This window comes from Vibrio sp. 704, from assembly GCF_033339295.1.
In genome coordinates, this window is record NZ_JAWOUH010000028.1 from 17,245 (window position 1) to 36,095 (window position 18,851).

At 44.6% G+C, this 18,851-nt stretch carries 16 protein-coding genes and 1 tRNA gene; 9 read left to right on the plus strand and 8 right to left on the minus strand.

Annotated elements, in window-relative coordinates; translation table 11 throughout:
* The first annotated feature begins 27 nt into the window (after positions 1-27).
* Entirely contained in the window at positions 28-2,679 is a 2,652-nt protein-coding gene (locus R7R24_RS22625; RefSeq protein ID WP_054579500.1) for a beta-N-acetylhexosaminidase, read from the plus strand.
* A gap of 439 nt (positions 2,680-3,118) precedes the next feature.
* Entirely contained in the window at positions 3,119-3,811 is a 693-nt protein-coding gene (locus tag R7R24_RS22630) for an oligogalacturonate-specific porin KdgM family protein (protein ID WP_005382004.1), read from the plus strand.
* A gap of 65 nt (positions 3,812-3,876) precedes the next feature.
* On the opposite strand, the gene R7R24_RS22635 is transcribed toward R7R24_RS22630, so the two are convergent.
* Together R7R24_RS22635 and R7R24_RS22640 are read right to left on the minus strand one after the other, a co-directional pair.
* Positions 3,877-4,326 (minus strand): DUF411 domain-containing protein, encoded by a 450-nt coding sequence (locus R7R24_RS22635; protein WP_047102912.1) that lies wholly within the window; start codon positions 4,324-4,326, stop codon positions 3,877-3,879.
* 21 nt (positions 4,327-4,347) lie between these two features.
* Positions 4,348-7,044, minus strand: coding sequence for a heavy metal translocating P-type ATPase (locus R7R24_RS22640; RefSeq protein ID WP_054579499.1), 2,697 nt, complete (start codon positions 7,042-7,044; stop codon positions 4,348-4,350).
* Positions 7,045-7,522: 478 nt separating this feature from the next.
* Here R7R24_RS22640 and chiP point away from each other — a divergent pair, with 478 nt between their 5' ends.
* The 4 genes from chiP to R7R24_RS22660 all read left to right on the plus strand — a co-directional run bounded on the left by chiP (position 7,523) and on the right by R7R24_RS22660 (position 12,573).
* On the plus strand, positions 7,523-8,644 hold the full coding sequence (gene chiP, locus R7R24_RS22645) for a chitoporin (protein WP_005382007.1): 1,122 nt from the start codon (positions 7,523-7,525) through the stop codon (positions 8,642-8,644).
* 123 nt (positions 8,645-8,767) lie between these two features.
* Positions 8,768-9,364, plus strand: coding sequence for a DUF2057 domain-containing protein (locus tag R7R24_RS22650; protein ID WP_005382008.1), 597 nt, complete (start codon positions 8,768-8,770; stop codon positions 9,362-9,364).
* Between the two features lie 177 nt (positions 9,365-9,541).
* Positions 9,542-10,969 (plus strand): glutamate--tRNA ligase, encoded by a 1,428-nt coding sequence (gene gltX, locus R7R24_RS22655; RefSeq protein WP_005384075.1) that lies wholly within the window; start codon positions 9,542-9,544, stop codon positions 10,967-10,969.
* Between the two features lie 641 nt (positions 10,970-11,610).
* Complete coding sequence (locus R7R24_RS22660; RefSeq protein ID WP_054576685.1) at positions 11,611-12,573, plus strand: OmpA family protein; 963 nt, start codon at positions 11,611-11,613, stop codon at positions 12,571-12,573.
* Positions 12,574-12,689: 116 nt separating this feature from the next.
* Here the strand turns inward: R7R24_RS22660 and R7R24_RS22665 are convergent, their stop codons facing one another.
* The 3 genes from R7R24_RS22665 to R7R24_RS22675 form a co-directional block, all read right to left on the minus strand.
* Positions 12,690-13,196, minus strand: a complete 507-nt coding sequence (locus tag R7R24_RS22665) for a hypothetical protein (protein ID WP_005382011.1) — start codon at positions 13,194-13,196, stop codon at positions 12,690-12,692.
* A 279-nt stretch (positions 13,197-13,475) separates the two neighbouring features.
* A tRNA-Arg gene (locus tag R7R24_RS22670) sits at positions 13,476-13,552 on the minus strand.
* Between the two features lie 175 nt (positions 13,553-13,727).
* Entirely contained in the window at positions 13,728-14,861 is a 1,134-nt protein-coding gene (locus R7R24_RS22675; protein ID WP_005382012.1) for a flagellar assembly protein FlgT, read from the minus strand.
* A 169-nt stretch (positions 14,862-15,030) separates the two neighbouring features.
* On the opposite strand from R7R24_RS22675, the gene R7R24_RS22680 reads away from it, so the two are divergent.
* Positions 15,031-15,669 (plus strand): FlgO family outer membrane protein, encoded by a 639-nt coding sequence (locus tag R7R24_RS22680; RefSeq protein WP_005382013.1) that lies wholly within the window; start codon positions 15,031-15,033, stop codon positions 15,667-15,669.
* Positions 15,670-15,678: 9 nt separating this feature from the next.
* Positions 15,679-16,110, plus strand: coding sequence for a flagellar assembly lipoprotein FlgP (gene flgP, locus R7R24_RS22685; protein WP_005382014.1), 432 nt, complete (start codon positions 15,679-15,681; stop codon positions 16,108-16,110).
* Between the two features lie 103 nt (positions 16,111-16,213).
* Here the strand turns inward: flgP and R7R24_RS22690 are convergent, their stop codons facing one another.
* The 3 genes from R7R24_RS22690 to flgA all read right to left on the minus strand — a co-directional run bounded on the left by R7R24_RS22690 (position 16,214) and on the right by flgA (position 17,844).
* Complete coding sequence (locus R7R24_RS22690) at positions 16,214-16,639, minus strand: flagella synthesis protein FlgN (protein ID WP_005382015.1); 426 nt, start codon at positions 16,637-16,639, stop codon at positions 16,214-16,216.
* A gap of 27 nt (positions 16,640-16,666) precedes the next feature.
* Positions 16,667-16,981: a flagellar biosynthesis anti-sigma factor FlgM gene (gene flgM / locus R7R24_RS22695; RefSeq protein WP_005382018.1), complete on the minus strand. Its 315-nt coding sequence runs from the start codon at positions 16,979-16,981 to the stop codon at positions 16,667-16,669.
* A 116-nt stretch (positions 16,982-17,097) separates the two neighbouring features.
* Positions 17,098-17,844, minus strand: a complete 747-nt coding sequence (flgA, locus tag R7R24_RS22700; RefSeq protein ID WP_005382020.1) for a flagellar basal body P-ring formation chaperone FlgA — start codon at positions 17,842-17,844, stop codon at positions 17,098-17,100.
* Between the two features lie 76 nt (positions 17,845-17,920).
* Between flgA and R7R24_RS22705 the strand changes: the two genes are divergently transcribed.
* On the plus strand, positions 17,921-18,847 hold the full coding sequence (locus R7R24_RS22705) for a chemotaxis protein CheV (protein ID WP_005382022.1): 927 nt from the start codon (positions 17,921-17,923) through the stop codon (positions 18,845-18,847).
* Positions 18,848-18,851: the final 4 nt, after the last annotated feature.

An 18,851-nucleotide genomic window follows, 5' to 3' on the forward strand; every position in this document is an offset into this window, starting at 1 on the left:
AACCACTGACTTTTTTGGGGAAGTAAGATGTTTAAACCTAGTCTGATTGCTGTTTCTGTTATCACTACATTAGCAGGTTGCTCTGCGCTGCAAAGCTCTGAACAACAAGTTGTAAATTCGTTGGCTAATAATCTTGATATTCAATACCAAGTGTTGACTAACCACGGTGCAAACGAAGGTCTTGCTTGTCAGGACTTAGGGGCTGAGTGGGCGTCTTGTAACAAGGTAAACATGACGCTGGTTAACCAAGGTGAAGCGGTTGACTCAAAAGATTGGGCTATTTACTTCCATAGCATTCGTCTGATTCTGGATGTTGAAAACGAACAGTTTAAAATCTCTCGCGTAACGGGTGATCTACACAAACTAGAACCAACAGATAAGTTTGATGGTTTTGCTGCGGGTGAAGAGGTTGTGCTTCCTCTTGTTGCTGAATACTGGCAGCTATTTGAAACTGACTTCATGCCAGGCGCTTTCGTTGCTGCACCAAATGCAGAGCCTAAGATGATCGCTTCTCTTAACACAGAAGACGTTGCATCTTTCGTGACTGGCCTTGAGGGTAACAACCTAAAACGTACGCCAGATGACAACAACGTATTTGCGAGCGCTGTGTCTCGTTTCGAGAAGAACGAAGATCTAGCAAAACAAGACGTATCAACCACGTTACTACCAACGCCAATGTCTGTTGAAGCAGGTAAAGGTACGGTAGATATCGCGGCGGGTATTGCGCTGCCTAAAGACGCATTCGATGCGGCTCAATACGCAGCAATTCAAGGTCGTGCAGAAGTGGTAGGTGTGGATGTTCGTGGTGATCTTCCTGTAAGCATCACTGTTGTTCCTGCAGACTTCACCGGTGAATTGGCAAAATCTGGTGCTTACGAAATGAGCATCAAAGGCGACGGTATTGCGATTAAAGCGTTTGACCAAGCAGGTGCTTTCTACGCAGTACAATCTATCTTTGGCCTGGTAGATAGCCAAAATGCTGATTCTCTACCACAACTGTCTATTAAAGATGCGCCGCGTTTTGATTACCGTGGTGTGATGGTGGACGTGGCTCGTAACTTCCACTCTAAAGACGCAATTCTTGCAACGCTTGACCAAATGGCCGCGTACAAGATGAACAAACTACACCTTCACCTAACGGATGATGAAGGCTGGCGTTTAGAAATCCCGGGTCTGCCTGAGCTGACTGAAGTGGGTGCTAACCGTTGTTTCGATTTGGAAGAGAAAAGCTGTTTACTGCCTCAGCTTGGCTCAGGCGCAACGACAGACAACTTTGGCTCTGGCTTCTTCAGCAAAGCAGACTACGTGGACATCTTGAAGTACGCGAAAGCGCGTAACATCGAAGTGATTCCTGAAATCGATATGCCAGCGCACGCACGTGCAGCAGTGATATCAATGGAAGCACGTTACGACCGTCTGATGGAAGAAGGCAAAGAAGCCGAAGCGAACGAGTACCGCCTGATGGACCCTCAAGATACATCGAACGTAACGACGGTTCAGTTCTACAACAAGCAAAGCTTCATCAATCCATGTATGGAATCTTCCACTCGCTTTGTTGATAAAGTGATTTCAGAAGTAGCAGCAATGCACCAAGAAGCGGGCACGCCGCTAACAACATGGCACTTTGGTGGTGACGAAGCGAAGAACATCAAGCTAGGCGCTGGTCTGCAAGACATCAACGCAGAAGACAAAGTAAGCTGGAAGGGTAACATTGATTTGTCTAAGCAAGACAAGCCATTTGCACAATCTCCACAATGTCAGACGCTAATTGCAGACGGTACGGTAAGCGATTTTGCTCATCTACCAAGCCACTTTGCAGAAGAAGTGTCGAAGATGGTGGCAGAGAAAGGCATTCCAAACTTCCAAGCTTGGCAAGATGGCCTTAAGTACAGCGAAGGTGAGAAAGCGTTCGCAACAGAAAACACACGTGTTAACTTCTGGGACGTTCTTTACTGGGGGGGCACATCATCAGTGTACGAATGGTCTAAGAAAGGTTACGACGTTATCGTTTCTAACCCAGACTACGTGTACATGGACATGCCGTACGAAGTTGACCCGAAAGAGCGTGGTTACTACTGGGCAACACGTGCAACAGATACTCGTAAGATGTTTGGTTTTGCACCAGAGAACATGCCTCAAAACGCAGAAACTTCTGTAGACCGCGATGGTAACGGCTTCACTGGTAAAGGTGAAATCGAAGCGAAACCTTTCTACGGTCTATCAGCACAGCTTTGGTCTGAGACAGTACGTAACGATGAGCAATACGAGTACATGGTATTCCCTCGCGTACTAGCAGCCGCTGAGCGTGCATGGCACCGTGCTGATTGGGAAAACGACTACAAAGTGGGTGTTGAATACTCGCAAAACTCTAACCTAGTAGACAAAGTCGCGCTAAACCAAGACTACAACCGCTTTGCGAACGTACTTGGCCAACGTGAACTGGCTAAGCTAGAAAAATCAGGTATCGACTACCGCCTGCCTGTACCAGGTGCGAAAGTAGAAGATGGCAAGCTAGCAATGAACGTTCAGTTCCCAGGGGTGAAGCTTCAATACTCTCTAGACGGCAAGAACTGGCTAACTTACGCAGATAATGCTCGTCCAAATGTGAAAGGTGAAGTGTTTATCCGTTCCGTGTCAGCAACTGGTGAGAAAGCAAGTCGAGTGACCAGCGTGAAATAACTCAATTCTTGTAAGTTAATTTTTTGGCAAAGCCTCAACCTCATGTTGGGGCTTTCTTTATTTTTTGAGGAAATTAAGCGTGATCGATGTCTAATTATTTTTCATTGATAAATAAGTTTTTGGTTGTAATGGTCAAGGTTATTGTGAACTGGATCGACTTAATCTGCTAAATATCAATAAATTATCTGTTTACGATCACACTTCTATTTTTTGAATAATTTTATAAAAATACGATAAGTGCCTGTATTTTCCATGTTTTTATCAGGGTTGTTGAGCTTCGGTTTGAACAAGATCACTTTTTAAAATGTTTTATTTTTCATCGCGAATTAATTGAAACAATATTGCGAACGCCAAGGAGGCACATTCCAAAGTTTGCGATAAAAGGGAAGAGATGTCCTCTAAAACTATCGCATAACGTGAATAAATAAAGGCAGTAATTATGAAAAACATTTTTGCACTGAGTGCTCTTTCTCTCGCTTTCGCTTCTAGCGCTTTTGCTGGTTCTTCTTACGTAACAGGTAATGTTCAATTCCACGATGATGGTCGAATTCATGGTTCGGACGTTACGTCTACACTGGAAGCTGGTCATACTTTTGATAACCAATTCGGCGGCTTTACGGTTTACACCGAATTTGATGGTATTCAGTTGGGTAAACTGGAAACAGAAAACGGTGGCGCAGGTAACACAACACCAGCAATCACTGTGGGTGGTGAGCAGTCATTTAATATTACCGATCATTTATGGGTTGCCGCGGGTTACCAACACCTGTTCTCTGCTGGCGAGAACGTACAGTACCGTCCATTGGTTAAGATCGGTTACAACTTCGATAACGGCATCTCCTTAAGTAACCGTACTCGTGCGCACATTGATGCGACAGACGCAGATGCGGATACAGATTACCGCATGGACAACCGCATCGGTTACGTGATGAATGAGGATGTGACGCTAAGCTACAACAACGTCTACATGATTGAAGCGGAAACCATGGACCACGAGCTTCGTGCAACGTGGACTCGTAAAGGTGTTCAACCTTACTTTGAGTTCCGTAGTCAAGCACACGGTGCAGAAAACGCGAGTGGTGACAGCCTAGTGAATAACGCTTTTGTATTTGGTGCCTCTTACGGCTTCTAATTTTATATTTGTCTTAACTGTCCATTAAGAAAAAGCCCAACGGTTTATCTCGCTGGGCTTTGTTTTTATTGGTCGTTGCCTTCGTGGTGGCTATATTCGAACACTTGGCCTTTTTCGTTAAAGGCGTAAACGGTGTAGCTGTCTTTTTTGTCGCCATATTCCATACCAGGGGAGCCCATTGGCATGCCCGGTACTGATAGGCCTTTTGCGTTACGTGGTGGATTTTTCAAAAACGCTTTAATGTCTTCGGCTGGAATGTGACCTTCGAACAGATAGCCGTTGATCTCTGCCGTGTGGCAAGAGTAAAGCTGTTCGTTCTTGATGCCTAGCTCGCGTTTGATGGCGTTCATGTCATCGTGCAATTTTTCTTCGACCGTAAAGCCGTTCTCTTCCATGTGTTTTGTCCATTCTCCACAACAGCCACAGTATGGCGATTTGTGGTTAATGACATCGGCTGCCAATACGTTGGCGGACACGGTCGCAAGCATTGCAAAGGTCAATAGTTTCAACTTCATAATACCCTCAAAAAGAAGTGGTTACTTTACTGAAAACAGTCGTAGTCGATTTGCATTACTAACGACAGTAATTGAAGACAGTGCCATTGCCGCTCCTGCGACAACAGGACTGAGCAAAAATCCAAACGCTGGGTAAAGCACACCTGCGGCAACTGGAATACCCAACGAGTTGTAAACAAAGGCACCAAATAGGTTTTGCTTCATGTTCTTAAGTGTAGCGCGAGAGAGTTCAATCGCATGTACTACCGCCATTGGTGACGTGTTCAGGATGGTCATTTGCGAACTTTCAATGGCGACATCACTGCCGCTACCCATGGCAATACCAAGGTTGGCTAAGGCGAGAGCAGGGGCGTCGTTAATGCCATCCCCCACCATTGCCACGACATGTCCTTGAGATTGAAGTTGCTCAATGTGCTGAGCTTTCTCATCTGGCATTACTTGGGCAATCACTTCATCAATACCAAGTTCTTGGCCGATAGCATTGGCAACGTGTTGGTTATCGCCCGTCAGCATTACCGTTTTGATGCTTTGCGATTTTAATGCAGAGAGCGCTTGTTTCGCATCTGATTTGATCGGGTCGGCAATGGCGATCAGGCCGATCAGTTCGCCGTTCAATGCCACAGCTACCGGAGTCCACGCATTTTTTGCGCATTCATCGATGGCAGGTTTTAGTGCGCTAGTCTCGACGTTCTCTGCTTGCATAAATTGAAGCGAACCAATGAGCAGCGGTTTATCTTGATACGTCGCCCAAATGCCGCGCCCGCGAACGTTCTCAAACTTGTCTAATGAGACACCCTTTGCGTCGTGTCGTTTGGCGTAATCACATACCGCTTTTGCCAGTGGGTGCTCAGACTGACGCTCTGCCGCATACGCTAAAGCCAATAGATCTTCTTGGCTGGTGGCGTGAGTAAACACTTGCTGAACGCTAGGTTTACCTTGGGTAAGCGTGCCAGTTTTGTCGAATACAACCGTGTCGACTTTGCTTGCCAATTGAAGGGCGTCGGCGTCTTTGATCAGAATGCCGAGCTCTGCGGCTTTACCCACTCCCACCGTGACAGAAAGTGGGGTTGCTAAGCCTAGAGCGCAAGGGCATGCGATGATCAGGACGGTTGTGGTGACCACCAGCATATAACTCGCTTTTGGCTCTGGGCCAACGGCAAACCAAACGAGCGCGGCCAGTATTGCTATGCCAACAACGACAGGGACAAACACCGATGAAATCTGGTCTGCCAGTTTCGCGATGGCTGGCTTACTGCTTTGCGCTGTGCGCACCATGCGGATGATACGAGCCAGCATGGTATTTGCGCCAATGCCCGTTGCCTCAATGACTAATCCACCATCGGTATTTAATGTCCCAGCAGACACTTGAGCCTCTTGCGCTTTTAACACTGGTACTGGTTCACCAGTGAGCATCGACTCATCAATGTATGATTCACCTTGAATCACAACACCATCAACAGGCACTTTCTCGCCTGGTTTGATACGCAGTTTCATGCCTAGCGTGATTTGCTCAACCGTTATTTGTTGATCGCCTTGTTCCGTGATTACCGTAGCTTGCTGAGGTTGCAGGTTAATCAGAGCTTGCAATGAGCGTGTTGTGTTTGCTTTGGCTTTTGCTTCTATATAGTGACCAAGAGAAATTAAGCCGATGATCATTGCACTCGCTTCAAAGTACACGTGGCGTGAAGCAAGAGGGAACCAGCCTGGGAAAATCACCACAAGCATCGAATAGAACCACGCTGCGCCAGTACCGAGCGCGACTAACGTGTCCATGGTGGCGCGCTTGTGAGTAGCAGCTAACCAAGCGTTACTGAAGAAGTGTTTCCCTGCTGTGGCAAGAAGGAGTAAACATACGATACCGATCACTCCCCAAGCTAATTGGTCGTTGGTGTTGCGAATCATCATATTGCCGCCAGCAACGCCCCAAATCATTAAAGGGGCTCCGACGACAAGGCCAGCAATAGCATCCAGTTTAAAGCGTTTTTGTTGCTGACGTTGTTGCTGTGCTTGCTTTTCTTGCTGGGTTGCGGCGTCTTGTAGGATCTCTGCTTGGTAACCGGCTTGTTTTACCGATTCAACAATTGCGTTAAGGAGGTCATCAGAGTCTTGGCTTGCGAATACTAGTGCGCTTTGTTCTGCAAGGTTGACCTGTGCTTTCTCAACACCTTCCACGTTAGTAAGTGCTTTCTCTACTGAAGATACGCAACTCGCACACGTCATGCCTTGAATCAGCATTTGCAATTGAATACTCGCTGGTGGCACCTGCGTATCTTTAATATTGCTTTGCTGTTCTACCTGTTCGGTCTCTGGTGAGCTTTCGTTCTCTACTTCAACAGAATCAAGGTTGGCGGTATAGCCGAGTGTTGCTATTAAGTCGATCACTTGTTGCTCGGAGAGGAGGGTACGAATCTCTAAGTGCGTTGTTGAAGCCTCAAAAGAAATAACGTCTTGATTAGATTCTAATAAAGATGAAAGTTTTTTGACGCAACCGCCACAGCTTAAGCCTGAAAGGTTTAGTTCGTAGTGATTTCCTGCTTGGTAACCAAGAGATTCAATCGACGAGACGAGCTCTTTAAGAGAAGACTCGGTTTTGACCTCTACTTGCGTCGGGGACAAATTGAGGATCTCCACATCGTGATTCGCATGTAAAGCATTCTCAACTTTTCTCGCACAGCCCATGCAGTTGAGCCCTGATAAAGGTATAACTAACTGATACATAATCTGCACCTCAATAGTAGTGATGCTATGAGCTTAAACCTTCCTGCAAGGGTAAGGTCAATACCCATTTGCTACTCACAACAATTTCGTCAAAATCTCTCGAATCCCACAAGTGCACGGTCATTTTACTTGCGAGTGATCTCAAGGTTTTTTCTCTTTGAATATAAAGTTCCGTTAAAACACCTAAAAGATGAATGAAGTCGCTCACGTTTTTTAGATGCTCTCAATGTCAGTTCAGTGTCAAAACGTACTTTTAACGTTTTTTATTTTTTATATTTGATTTTAACTAATTGTTTTTTATTGATTTATTTTATTTTTGATCTTCTCATTTTGAAGTCGCTCAGATTGCTGTAGGGAAAGTTTTTTAGTGCGAAAAAAGTTTGTCATATTTGCCCCGTCCAAACACTGTTTCAAGTTCCTGCCATGTCCTAGTTAGTGAATTTGAAAATGGAAAAAACTAAAAATATAGGGGTTTATAATGTCTTACCTAAAGAAAAGCCTACTTGCCACGGCAATTACCGGCATGATGTTCAGTGGTGCTGCATTTGCTGATGGTGCAAACAGTGACGCAGCAAAAGAGTTTCTAACCAAAGATTCATTTTCTTATGAAGTTTACGGAATCATCGCGATGCAGGCCGCGTACCGCGATTACGATTCTGGCAGCAAAGCAACGGACGATGATTTGGGTGGCATGCAGCTAAACAACGAGTCTCGTATTGGTTTCCGTGGTAAAAAACAATTTGCTAACTTCGACCCTACTTTTATTTGGCAAATCGAAGGCGGTTATGTAGACCCTAGCTTTGGTGGCGAGGGCGCAGGTCTTGGTGAACGTGACACATTCGTCGGTTTTGAAAGTGCATCTTGGGGGCAAATTCGCCTGGGTCGTGTTTTGACACCTATGTACGAATTGGTTGACTGGCCAGCATCTAACCCTGGCCTCGGCGATGTATACGACTGGGGTGGTGCTATTGGTGGCGCCAAGTACCAAGACCGTCAATCAAACACTATCCGCTGGGACTCTCCAATGTTTGCTGACAAATTCTCCCTAGATATCGCAGCTGGTGCAGGTGATAAAGCAGGTCTAGGTGAAGGGGATGACTACTGGGGTGGTATCGCAGCACACTACAAAATTGGTCCTATCCAGTTAGATGCGGCATATGAAGGTAACCGTAATATCAAGATGGAAAGCCAAACGTGGGAAAACAACACGTACTTGGTAGGGGCACAAGGCTGGTTTGATAACGGGATCTCTTTCTTTGCGCAATACAAATACATGGAAGCGGACGCAAGCAATGGTGTGAGTGAAAAGCAAGATGCAATGTCTGCCGCTATCATGTACACCACGGGTGATTGGCAATACAAACTGGCTTACGCCGCTAACTTTGATCTAGAGCGTGATGGTAAGAAAATTAACGATACAGCGGACGATGTGTTATCAGCACAAGTTATGTATTTCGTAGACCCATCGGCAGTGCTGTACGTACGTGCTCGTACTCTAGACTTTGGCGACGGTGCGTCTCAATTAGATAAACCAACAGAAGCACGTTGGAAGTCTGCTGACTACGACGAGTTCTCTGTAGGTGTTGAATACTACTTCTAATTAAAGAAGCAGCTAAAAGGGCGGAAACGCCCTTTTTATCTTGATACTTATTCAAATAAGCCTTTGAAATGACTGGCCTGTAAATTTTAGAGGCTTATCTAAATTGGTATAAAGTGAGAAACCATGATGAAAAAAACAACGACACTTCTCGGACTTTGCGCAATGCTTTCGGCGCCAGCTTTTGCTGCTCAACTCACTCTGCAATCTGAATTAGTTCCTCGCGTTCTCAACGGCGAGTTCGTCTACCCTGAGTGGATATCCAAGAACAACAGCATCGAGTTAAAAGATGGGGAAAACCAATTAGCGGTAACGGTTGGACAAATCGTATTTGAAGATGGAAAGCGCCGTAAATTCGATTCGCAGCCGCTGGTATTAGAGTTTGATGCAGAAAAAGACACCGAGCTTTCTCTGACTTATCAAACATTCCGTACTATTGAAGAGGCGAGAGCCTTCGAACTCGATCCTAAAGTGGTATTGAAAGACAAAAACGGAAAAGAAGTGGCATTCTCTATGGTTCAACTTCGTAAAGGTGGTTTGCAAGGTTTTCGTGATTACGAGCGAGAAGTTGCCGACTATAATAACGCAATGAATAAAGAATCGACTAAGGCAAGCATTGCGTCTTCTCCAGCGGAAACCAAAACAATCAAAGCATCGTTTAATGAATTGAGCCGTGAAGAGCAGCAAGAATTTATGCAATGGGCAATGCGTAACCTGAAGTAATTTCGTCTCGTGCTTTAACAGTAAATAGCAGGGCTGTGCCTTTTTGGTTCTGCCCTGTTTTTATTTCTGTTGTCAAACCGATTGTAGAATTGACTTACGGTGGTAAAATGTCGCCACTTTTATCCTTGACATTACAACGAGAGATCTCTCGTTGCTCATTACCCCTAAGGAACTCAAATGACGGTTAAAACTCGTTTTGCTCCTAGCCCAACTGGCTATCTACACGTTGGTGGTGCGCGTACTGCACTTTACTCTTGGCTATACGCTAAAAACCAAGGTGGTGAATTCGTTCTACGTATCGAAGATACAGACCTTGAGCGTAACTCTCAGGAAGCGGTTGATGCAATTCTTGAAGGCATGGAATGGCTAGGCTTGGAGTGGGATGAAGGTCCTTACTACCAAACTCAACGTTTTGACCGTTACAACGAAATGGTTGATAAGCTTCTTGCTGAAGACAAAGCTTACAAATGTTACGCGTCTAAAGAGCTGCTAGATGAAATCCGTGCAGAGCAAGAAGCAAATAAAGAAATGCCTCGCTACGATGCTAACCATCCAAAAATCAAAGCAGCAAACGAAGCGGCAAAAGATGGTGATCCATGTGTTATCCGTTTCCGTAACCCGAAAGAAGGCAGCGTAGTATTTGATGATCAAATCCGTGGTCGCATTGAAATCCGCAACGATCAAATGGATGACCTAATCATTCGTCGTACAGACGGTTCACCTACTTACAACTTCTGTGTAGTAGTGGATGACTGGGACATGGGTATCACTCACGTTGTTCGTGGCGAAGACCACATCAACAACACGCCTCGTCAAATCAACATCTACGAAGCACTAGGTGCGCCAGTACCTACATTTGCACACTGTGCAATGATCCTGGGTGATGACGGCGCGAAACTGTCTAAACGTCACGGCGCTGTATCAGTCATGCAATACCGCGATATGGGTTACCTGCCTGCGGCACTAAACAACTACCTAGTGCGCCTTGGTTGGTCTCATGGTGACCAAGAAATCTTCTCTCAAGAAGAGATGATCAATCTATTTAGCCTAAACGCAGTATCTAAGTCAGCGTCTGCTTTTAACACTGACAAACTGCAATGGTTGAACAACCACTACATCAAGAACTCAGATCCTGCGTACGTTGCTGAGCATCTACAATGGCATCTAGATCAACAAAAACTAGACGTAACGAATGGTCCTGCTATTACTGACGTGATCAAGCTGGTGGGTGAGCGTTGCAACACACTAGTTGAGCTAGCTGAGCAAATCCGTTACTTCTATGAAGATTTCTCTGAGTTTGAAGCGGGCGCAGCGAAGAAACACCTGCGTGGCGTGGCTAAAGAGCCTCTAGAACTTGCATTAGCGAAAGTGGAAGCACTAACTGAGTGGACGACAGCGAACATCAAAGATGGCGTTATCGCAGCAGTATGTGAAGAGTTGGAAATCGGCATGGGCAAAATCGGTATGCCATTACGTGTTGCTGTTACAGGCGGCGGTCAGTCTCCTTCTGTCGATGCAGTAATGGAGCTGGTTGGAAAAGAGCGTTGTATTGCTCGCATTAAGATGGCGCTTGAGTTCATTGCTGAGCGTGAAGCAAACGCATAATTGCTTTGAACTGAACGTTCTTTTTGAATAAATAGTCACAAAGCCGCGGTGAGCAACCGCGGCTTTTTTGTATCTTCAATTTAGATAACGAGAAACTTTCTCTCATATTGGTGAATGAAGAGATGGTTTCAACTGTAATTTACCTCAATATGGATAAGATTTTTTAATCCAAATATCGTTGGCGTGAATAAAAAATGAGCGATTATATATCAAATATCTGATTGATTTTTATCCATGTTCCTTAAAGTTCCATTTTATTTGTCTCATTTTTAAGAAAAGTCTTTGTTTTAGCTATGTTGTTCTAAAAATTAAAGCAAACGTTTGCGTCGTGATTGCGTGGGGATTTTTTTGCTTAAGATCACATGTTGTCGAGATTTTTGATGACAATAAATTGACAGAATTGGGATTTTTCTCGCGATTTCTTAGCGTTATAGTTCGTCCCGTCAGCGATACCGAGATGGCGATATGTATCACTGAACAGGAAATGTACGTAAGTTGCTTCCATAAAAAAAATGCATGTGCATAAAAAGAAGCTGACTAAGTATCTCACTCAAGGAATGAATAAAAAGAATTGAAATACAACGTCAGTCAGACGGCGCATTTCGGCATCTAACAAAAGAACTTCTTTAGAGGAATCAATAATGAAAAAATTAGCAGCGGTAATTTCAGCGTCTCTACTTATGGCTTCAGCAGCACAAGCAGAAGTATACGTTGGTGGTAAGATGGGTAAGTCATGGATGGAAGACGCGTGTGTAGCGGGCCAGGCTTGTGACAAAGACGATTCTACTCTTGGCGCTTTTGTTGGTTACGAAATGAATAAATACTTCGCAGTAGAAGCGGGTTTCGACAACATCGGTGATTTTAACCAAACTTCTTTCGGTGGCCACGTAGAAGCGATCACTCTTGCTCCTAAATTTAGCCTACCAATCACTGAAGACATCGCACTTTACGGTAAAGTGGGTGGCGCTTACGTAATGTTTGATGGCAAAGATGATTACTCTTACCTAGGCGCGGCTGGTCTTGAATTCAACCTAAGCCAAAACGTAACAGCTCGTGCGGAATACCAAACACTGACTGACATCAGCAACGATGTAACTCGTGCGACAGGTAACACTGCAACACTAGGTGTTTCTTTCAAATTCGGCGGCAACGATGAGCCAGTAATCGTAGAAGAGCCAGTTGTTGTTGAAGAAGTGGTTGTAGAAGAAGTGGTAGAAGAGCCAGTTGTAGTTACGAAAACATTCGAAACTCAAACAATTGGTACAGGTAGCTTCGATCTAAACAGCACAACTCTAAAACCAGAGAGCGCTGCAAAACTTGATAACCTAGTTGCTTTCCTAAACGAGCACCCACAAGCGAACGTTGAAGTTGTAGGTTACACAGATACGTCTGGTCCAGCAGCTTACAACCTAAAAGTTTCTGAAAAACGTGCTGAGTCTGTTGCTAACGCACTCGTTGAAAAAGGTATTGATTCATCACGTATCCAAGCTCGTGGCGAAGGTGAAAGCAACCCAATCGCTTCAAACGACACTCGTGAAGGTCGTCAACAAAACCGTCGCGTAGAAGTCGTTGTTCCAGAATTTGAATACCAAGTTCAGCAATAAGCTCCTATTCGACCGTAGTATAGAAGACTGAAGCTGAAAGCCCCAAAGAGTTCGCTCTTTGGGGCTTTTTATTTCTCTTCAAAAAAACTGACTGAAATGTTCAAAGTGGCCAGGTATTACTTAAGATCAATGCTGTTTAAACGCCCCATAAATGTCAGGATCTCCAAGTTATCTTTATGTGCTTCTAACAACGCTTTTTTGGTTTGCATGTAGGCGGCAAGTTTGCCGTACTTACTAATAGAGCGAACCACCGTTTTATATTTATACTCGCCGTCATCATTGAACTCTCGCCACTTGGCGATGTAACACGTATCTCGGTTGTCAGGGTTTTCAAGAGTAGGGTTAGGCTTGTGAACGATTTTAGGCTCAACGCTATGTGGAAGCCTAGTCATTAGGTAAGGGTCTTTCAAAAGACGTCGCCAGAATTTGCCCCACATTTGCCGGCCTAACTCGTTTCTCAGCTTAATGGCTTTTTGTAAGCCTTTCTTTTCTCCAATACGAACAAATCCTACCGAGCGGTGTAGTACCGTATCCTCGGGGGTATGGATATGTATCTTAAAGGCTGTCTTGCCTTTAGAAATAAAGCGGTGTCCAGTGTTAGTTATTAAATTGCTCTTAGACATAGTGCTAACTAATAATTTTATTAATAGCTAAAAGGGTAAGCAAAACTCATAGATAATTAAAGTAATAAAATACAAAACTGTAAATAGGGCTTGTTGAAATGATTTCAAGGGGAAGAAGTCAGATCAGTAGAAGACTTTATCCCGTAACCGAAACACCTGATCCGATCATATTGATTACTGGGAAGATTACCTAACACGATGTACTAGGGGGAGCAGTGCGAGGCTTGAAATTGAAGATACAAAAAAGCCTTAGCTCAAGTGGGAGCTAAGGCTATGATATGGCGCCCCCAGTAGGATTCGAACCTACGACCTGTCCCTTAGGAGGGGACTGCGCTATCCAGCTGTGCCATGGGGGCGTAATACCAATAGTTGCAGTTCATTGCACTGTTTTACTGAGTTCAAATCTAGCAATCTACCAGATCTGTATCAGCATCACGTTGAACGATTCGCTACGGTCATTGGTATAATCAAATAAGATGCGCTGCCTATGATATTCAAAAGTGAGCATATCTCAAGACTTAATGTTTGCTTTTATAGGATCTTGTTCATTACGTCGCCAATTTGAACGCTAGATGCTAAATTTGGCTGATCAATCGTCAGTTCCGCTTCGTGTTCATATATGCGTGATACCGTTAATGTAATTTCGCTTTGCGAGACTTTGTTTCTTGGCAATCCATTTTGGTCGATAAACGACGCGGTGTGCCAAAGCTGCAATTTGTCTCCCTCTTTTACGCCGTGCATACGGCCGAGATCCATCGTTACGGTATTACCGAAGACTGCCACAACCTCTGGCAATGTAATTTTGCAAGACAGCTCCGACTCCAGATCCAACATAATATTGCGACTAACGCGAAGCATCATCTCGCCATAGGTCGATGCCCAAAAACGTGCACTACGAGTGTCCACTTGACTCGTCTTAGCAAATGGCCAACGCGCGACCTCACGGTAGGCTTTGTTGAAGATTTCATGGCCAGTTTTACCATCAAATACTTTCATTTCTAACGCAAACTGACGATTGATGATGTCATCTTGCAATAGTTGAGATTCGACCGTTGCAGTGAGATCGGTTATGACCCCTCCAATGATGTATTGTGCGCCATTGTCTTGTGCGATCATTTGAGTGCGAGCAGGATAGTTGCTGCTTATTGAGTAGTCCGTTGTACCAACAGACACAAAGCTGCGTGAGGTTTGATCAAGTTGACGGTTCACTACGTGGCTAAAATCGTCACCAACTTGATAAATTTGTCCCATCACTGCTTGTTGTGGTGATGCGACCTCAATATTGCCGACCAGCATTGTCTTTTTGTATTGATCGGTGTGGCAACCCGTTGCCGATGGATAAATATCAACGCGGATTTTTACCTCGACTTTACCGCGACGTTTGCGTTCAGACTCGACCAAAATGTAACGGACTTCATGATTGGTAAACTGGTATTCGTTGCGGCTTTCTTCTAATAGCGGCATCAAGTTGCTAATACTGCCAATATCTGCGCCCGAAAAATTGACGGCTTTGAACAGCGCGTCTTCCAACGCATGGAGCCTTGCCGTCTCTTCTGAAGAAACGATGGTGGCAACGCCTGTGACTTCATACCAAGATGCCATGACCTTAAAAGGCACAAGCATCACTAAAGTGATTGAAAACAGACTGTTTAATATTTTTTTCATTGGTTACAACCGTTCGGGTATAAATATTGCTTTAACAAATTCAGTGAAGTTTGGTGGGTTTTTCTTCGTTAGGCAAACAAAGAAAAGCAAAGACTGTTCCAATATTCACTTTCTTGGAAAGGAATTAATAAAGAACGGTATCACCTAAGATTATCTGGAGAATCAAACCATGAAAAAGTGGCTTGTCGCCGCATCGATGATGACGCTTCTGACATCGTGCGCGTACTCACCGATTTACAATGGTAAAGAACCGTACTCGGGAAGCCAGTTCATGCTGATGGATAGTCCGCGTCATACGATGGACTTTTTCATTGAGAGCATGACAGAAGACCTGATGGTTTCTAATGTGGCAGTATCAGCGCGGACACCGATTGCGATTACCTCGTTTGTTGATCTACAAAATATGGATGCAACAAACTGGTTAGGTAACTCGGTCTCTGAAGGTTTTATCCATCAGTTTCAGCGCCGAGGGTTTAAAGTGGTTGATTTCAAAACTACGGGCTCTATTCAAGTGACGCAGCAGGGCGATTTTGCTTTAAGTCGTGATTGGCAAGATTTAGCTCAAGAGCAGCAAATTCAGTATGTACTGACCGGAACAATGTTGCGCCAAGAGGGCGGAGTGCTTGTCAATGCACGCGTGGTTGGCATGCAAAGCCGTGTAGTTGTAGCGACAGCGCAAGGTTTCCTTCCGGCTGACCGTATTGGGCGTGACTTAGATACGTTAAATAGCATTCGCACACAAGATGGTGTGTTGATTCGTTCTGACCCTACCATTCGTCAGCCGTACACTGTGATTCTCCGTCCATAGGATAGAAGCATGAAGAAGTTATTATTTATTGTTGCCACACTGATATTGGTTGGGTGTCAGCCATTACAACAGATGCGTCAAGATGAAATCTTAGTGGCGGTGGGTTACGCTAGCGTCAGTGAGCAAACAGGCCGCACAGTTGAAGAAAAGCGTGTACGAGCAATGCGCGCATCAAAAATTGATGCTTATCGTGAGCTAGCAGAGCAAGTTTATGGCATGCGTGTTAGTGGACGTGCAGAGCTGCAAGACCAGCGTTTGGGTATTGAAAGCACCACTGGTGCCGTCGATGGTGTAATTCGTGGTGCAGAAGTTGTGCGTAGTTATCTTGTTGAAGACAGTTATGTGACTGAGCTGCGTCTGGATATCCGTAAGATGGATAAGCTACGTGATTATGGAGAAGTTCAGCAGGTACCTGAGAAGCGTCAGCAAACTTTGTTTTAAACCATTTCACTAGACAGATAATCTTTTTGAGCGGCTGATTGGTAACAATGAGTCGCTTTTTTTATATCTACGTGAGCGCGGGAATTGAGGGTAGGAGTGACGTTTAAGCTTTTATATTGGTGCCAAGCGTCGAGATGGTGTGGGTTTTTCCGCCCGCATTGTAGGTCATGCCAACTTTGCCATGAGTTCGCTGAAGCATGTTGTTGAGTTTATTGAAGCTCAGCTGTGCGCGACTAAGCGATTCGCCATTTACTTGGTTAACTTGTTGACAGTCGAGGACGATCGATTGGATTTGAGCAACAACCTGACTTAGGTGCTCATCTTCAGTAAGTTGATTGACGTGCGGGTGAGAGGCGATTCGCTGATCAGTTGTTCTGAGCTGATCAATGAGCGTCATCTTCTGTTTGGCAATGTTCTCAATCTCGGTAGAGACACGCGCCGTGATTGCTTGTGTTTCTTGGCGTAAAACAGCGGAAAGTGCCTTAGCATTTTCTAGCTGGAAATTAACGAGATCGACTAATGCTGCCATAAAATACTTACCTTCGGCCTAAGTCAGTTAGCTTTTGCCTTGCAATTCGTTTTCAAACTTAATCATGTTGTCAGCCAATTTTTCAGGATCGACTTTGTATGAACCGTTTGTGATAGCTTCTTTGATTGCTGCAACTTTGGCGCTGTCATATGCCGGAGAAGCTGCCATATCCTTCTGGAGTTTACTGACGGCTTTACTTTGCTGGCTGAGTGATACTGCGTCTTGTTGCGCTGGCGCCTTTTTTGATTCTGTCGTGCTGGTAGCATTGGAATCGTTACGTGCAGGTGCGCGACTTGTTGTCGTCATCATTTGCCCTGAACGTATATTATCTATACCTGCCATGTTTAACCTTTGCCTTGTATCGTAATACTGGTATCCAGACTATCGACCAGCGCAAAAATAACTTTAGTCATTTTTTGCATTTTTATTGATCAGTTTAAACACGCTACCAGTGGGTATTAAAAATTAACAGTGATTTCCGCAATGTCAGTCACTATGCCTTCTATTATACGTTGTGACTTATCATTTTTCACTCTTACTTGATCGCCAGCTGAACCATCCTGCAATGCTGTGCCTTGCGTTGTGATCGTCATGCCAGAATTCACCGCTTTGATAATGACCTTTTCATTTCGGCATACCACACAAACATCATTTCTCTCTACGACATCGCCTAAACGAACATTACGCTTTAGCTTTGCCCCAACCACTTGATCGTAGCTAGAAAATCCATCTTTACGAAAGCGCTGTAGCTCGATCATGGAAGTGGTAACATCCGATGCGCTGACGATTTCTCCTCTCCCTAGTGTTCGTGTAGCGACGATCATTGGTACTGATACCGAGATCCTCACAGGGACATAGACTTTCCAGTCATCCGGTTGGCATTCCACTAACACATTGATGTTACTTCTCGTGCTGCTGGTGGAAGAGGCAGATGTATCTAACGGAACAGGGCAATCCGTTGCTTTTATTCTCGAGTCGATCTCTGCCGCATTAACAGATAGCTCGCCACCATCAGGCTGATCAACCGTAGCAAGAATATGTTGTTCTGCTGCTGTTTTTATTTGCTCGATCTGATTATCTGAAGCTGAATGAACAAAAAAGCTAAACATACTGAGCAAAATGCCGATAGACTTAGCGTACTTTGTAATTAGCGCTCTACATATTGTCATAGTCAATGGTGTCGAAGTGAAAGTGAAATACGCCATACTGTCTCCCTGGTATCGTGCTTGCCAGTGGTAGAGTATCATTTAAAAACAAAAAGTTTGAGATGGAGATGAGCATATGACGGGGATTCTTGACTCGGTGAATCAGCGTACGCAACTCGTCGGTCAGAACCGATTGGAATTATTGACCTTTCGACTGATGGGCCGACAGCGCTACGGCATTAACGTATTCAAAGTGAAAGAAGTACTACAGTGCCCTAAGCTGACTTCAATGCCAAATCTACACCCTCTGGTTAAAGGTATCGCTCATATCCGCGGCCATACCGTGTCCGTTATTGATTTGAGCCTGGCAATTGGTGGCCGCCCAACCACTGATTTAGATAAATGTTTTGTTGTTATTGCAGAATTTAACCGTACGATCCAAGCATTTTTGGTATCATCGGTTGAGCGTATTATCAATATGCATTGGGAAGCGATTTTGCCACCGCCAGACGGCGCAGGTAAAGCGCACTATTTGACTGCCGTGACAAACATTGACAATGAGCTGGTTGAAATCCTTGACGTTGAAAAAATCCTGGCAGAAATTGCGCCAGTTGATGAAACGATGGATTCCGCTATTGGCGAAGAAATCGCACAAGCAGAGCAAGAAAAGCCTATTGTACGCCGCATACTGATTGCTGATGACTCGACGGTCGCGCGTAAACAGGTAGAGCGTGCGATTACATCCATCGGTTTTGAGGTCGTATCTGTCAAAGACGGCAAAGAAGCGTACAATAAGTTGATTGAAATGGCTCAAGAAGGCAATATCTACGATCAAATTTCGTTGGTTATTTCCGATATTGAAATGCCAGAAATGGACGGCTATACCTTAACGGCTGAAATTCGCAGACATGCCGATTTGAAAGACCTTTATGTTATCCTCCATTCTTCATTAAGTGGTGTATTCAACCAAGCTATGGTTGAGCGTGTAGGTGCCAACACCTTCATTGCGAAATTTAACCCAGATGAGTTGGGTAACGCGGTTAAATCTGCATTAACACAATAAAAGA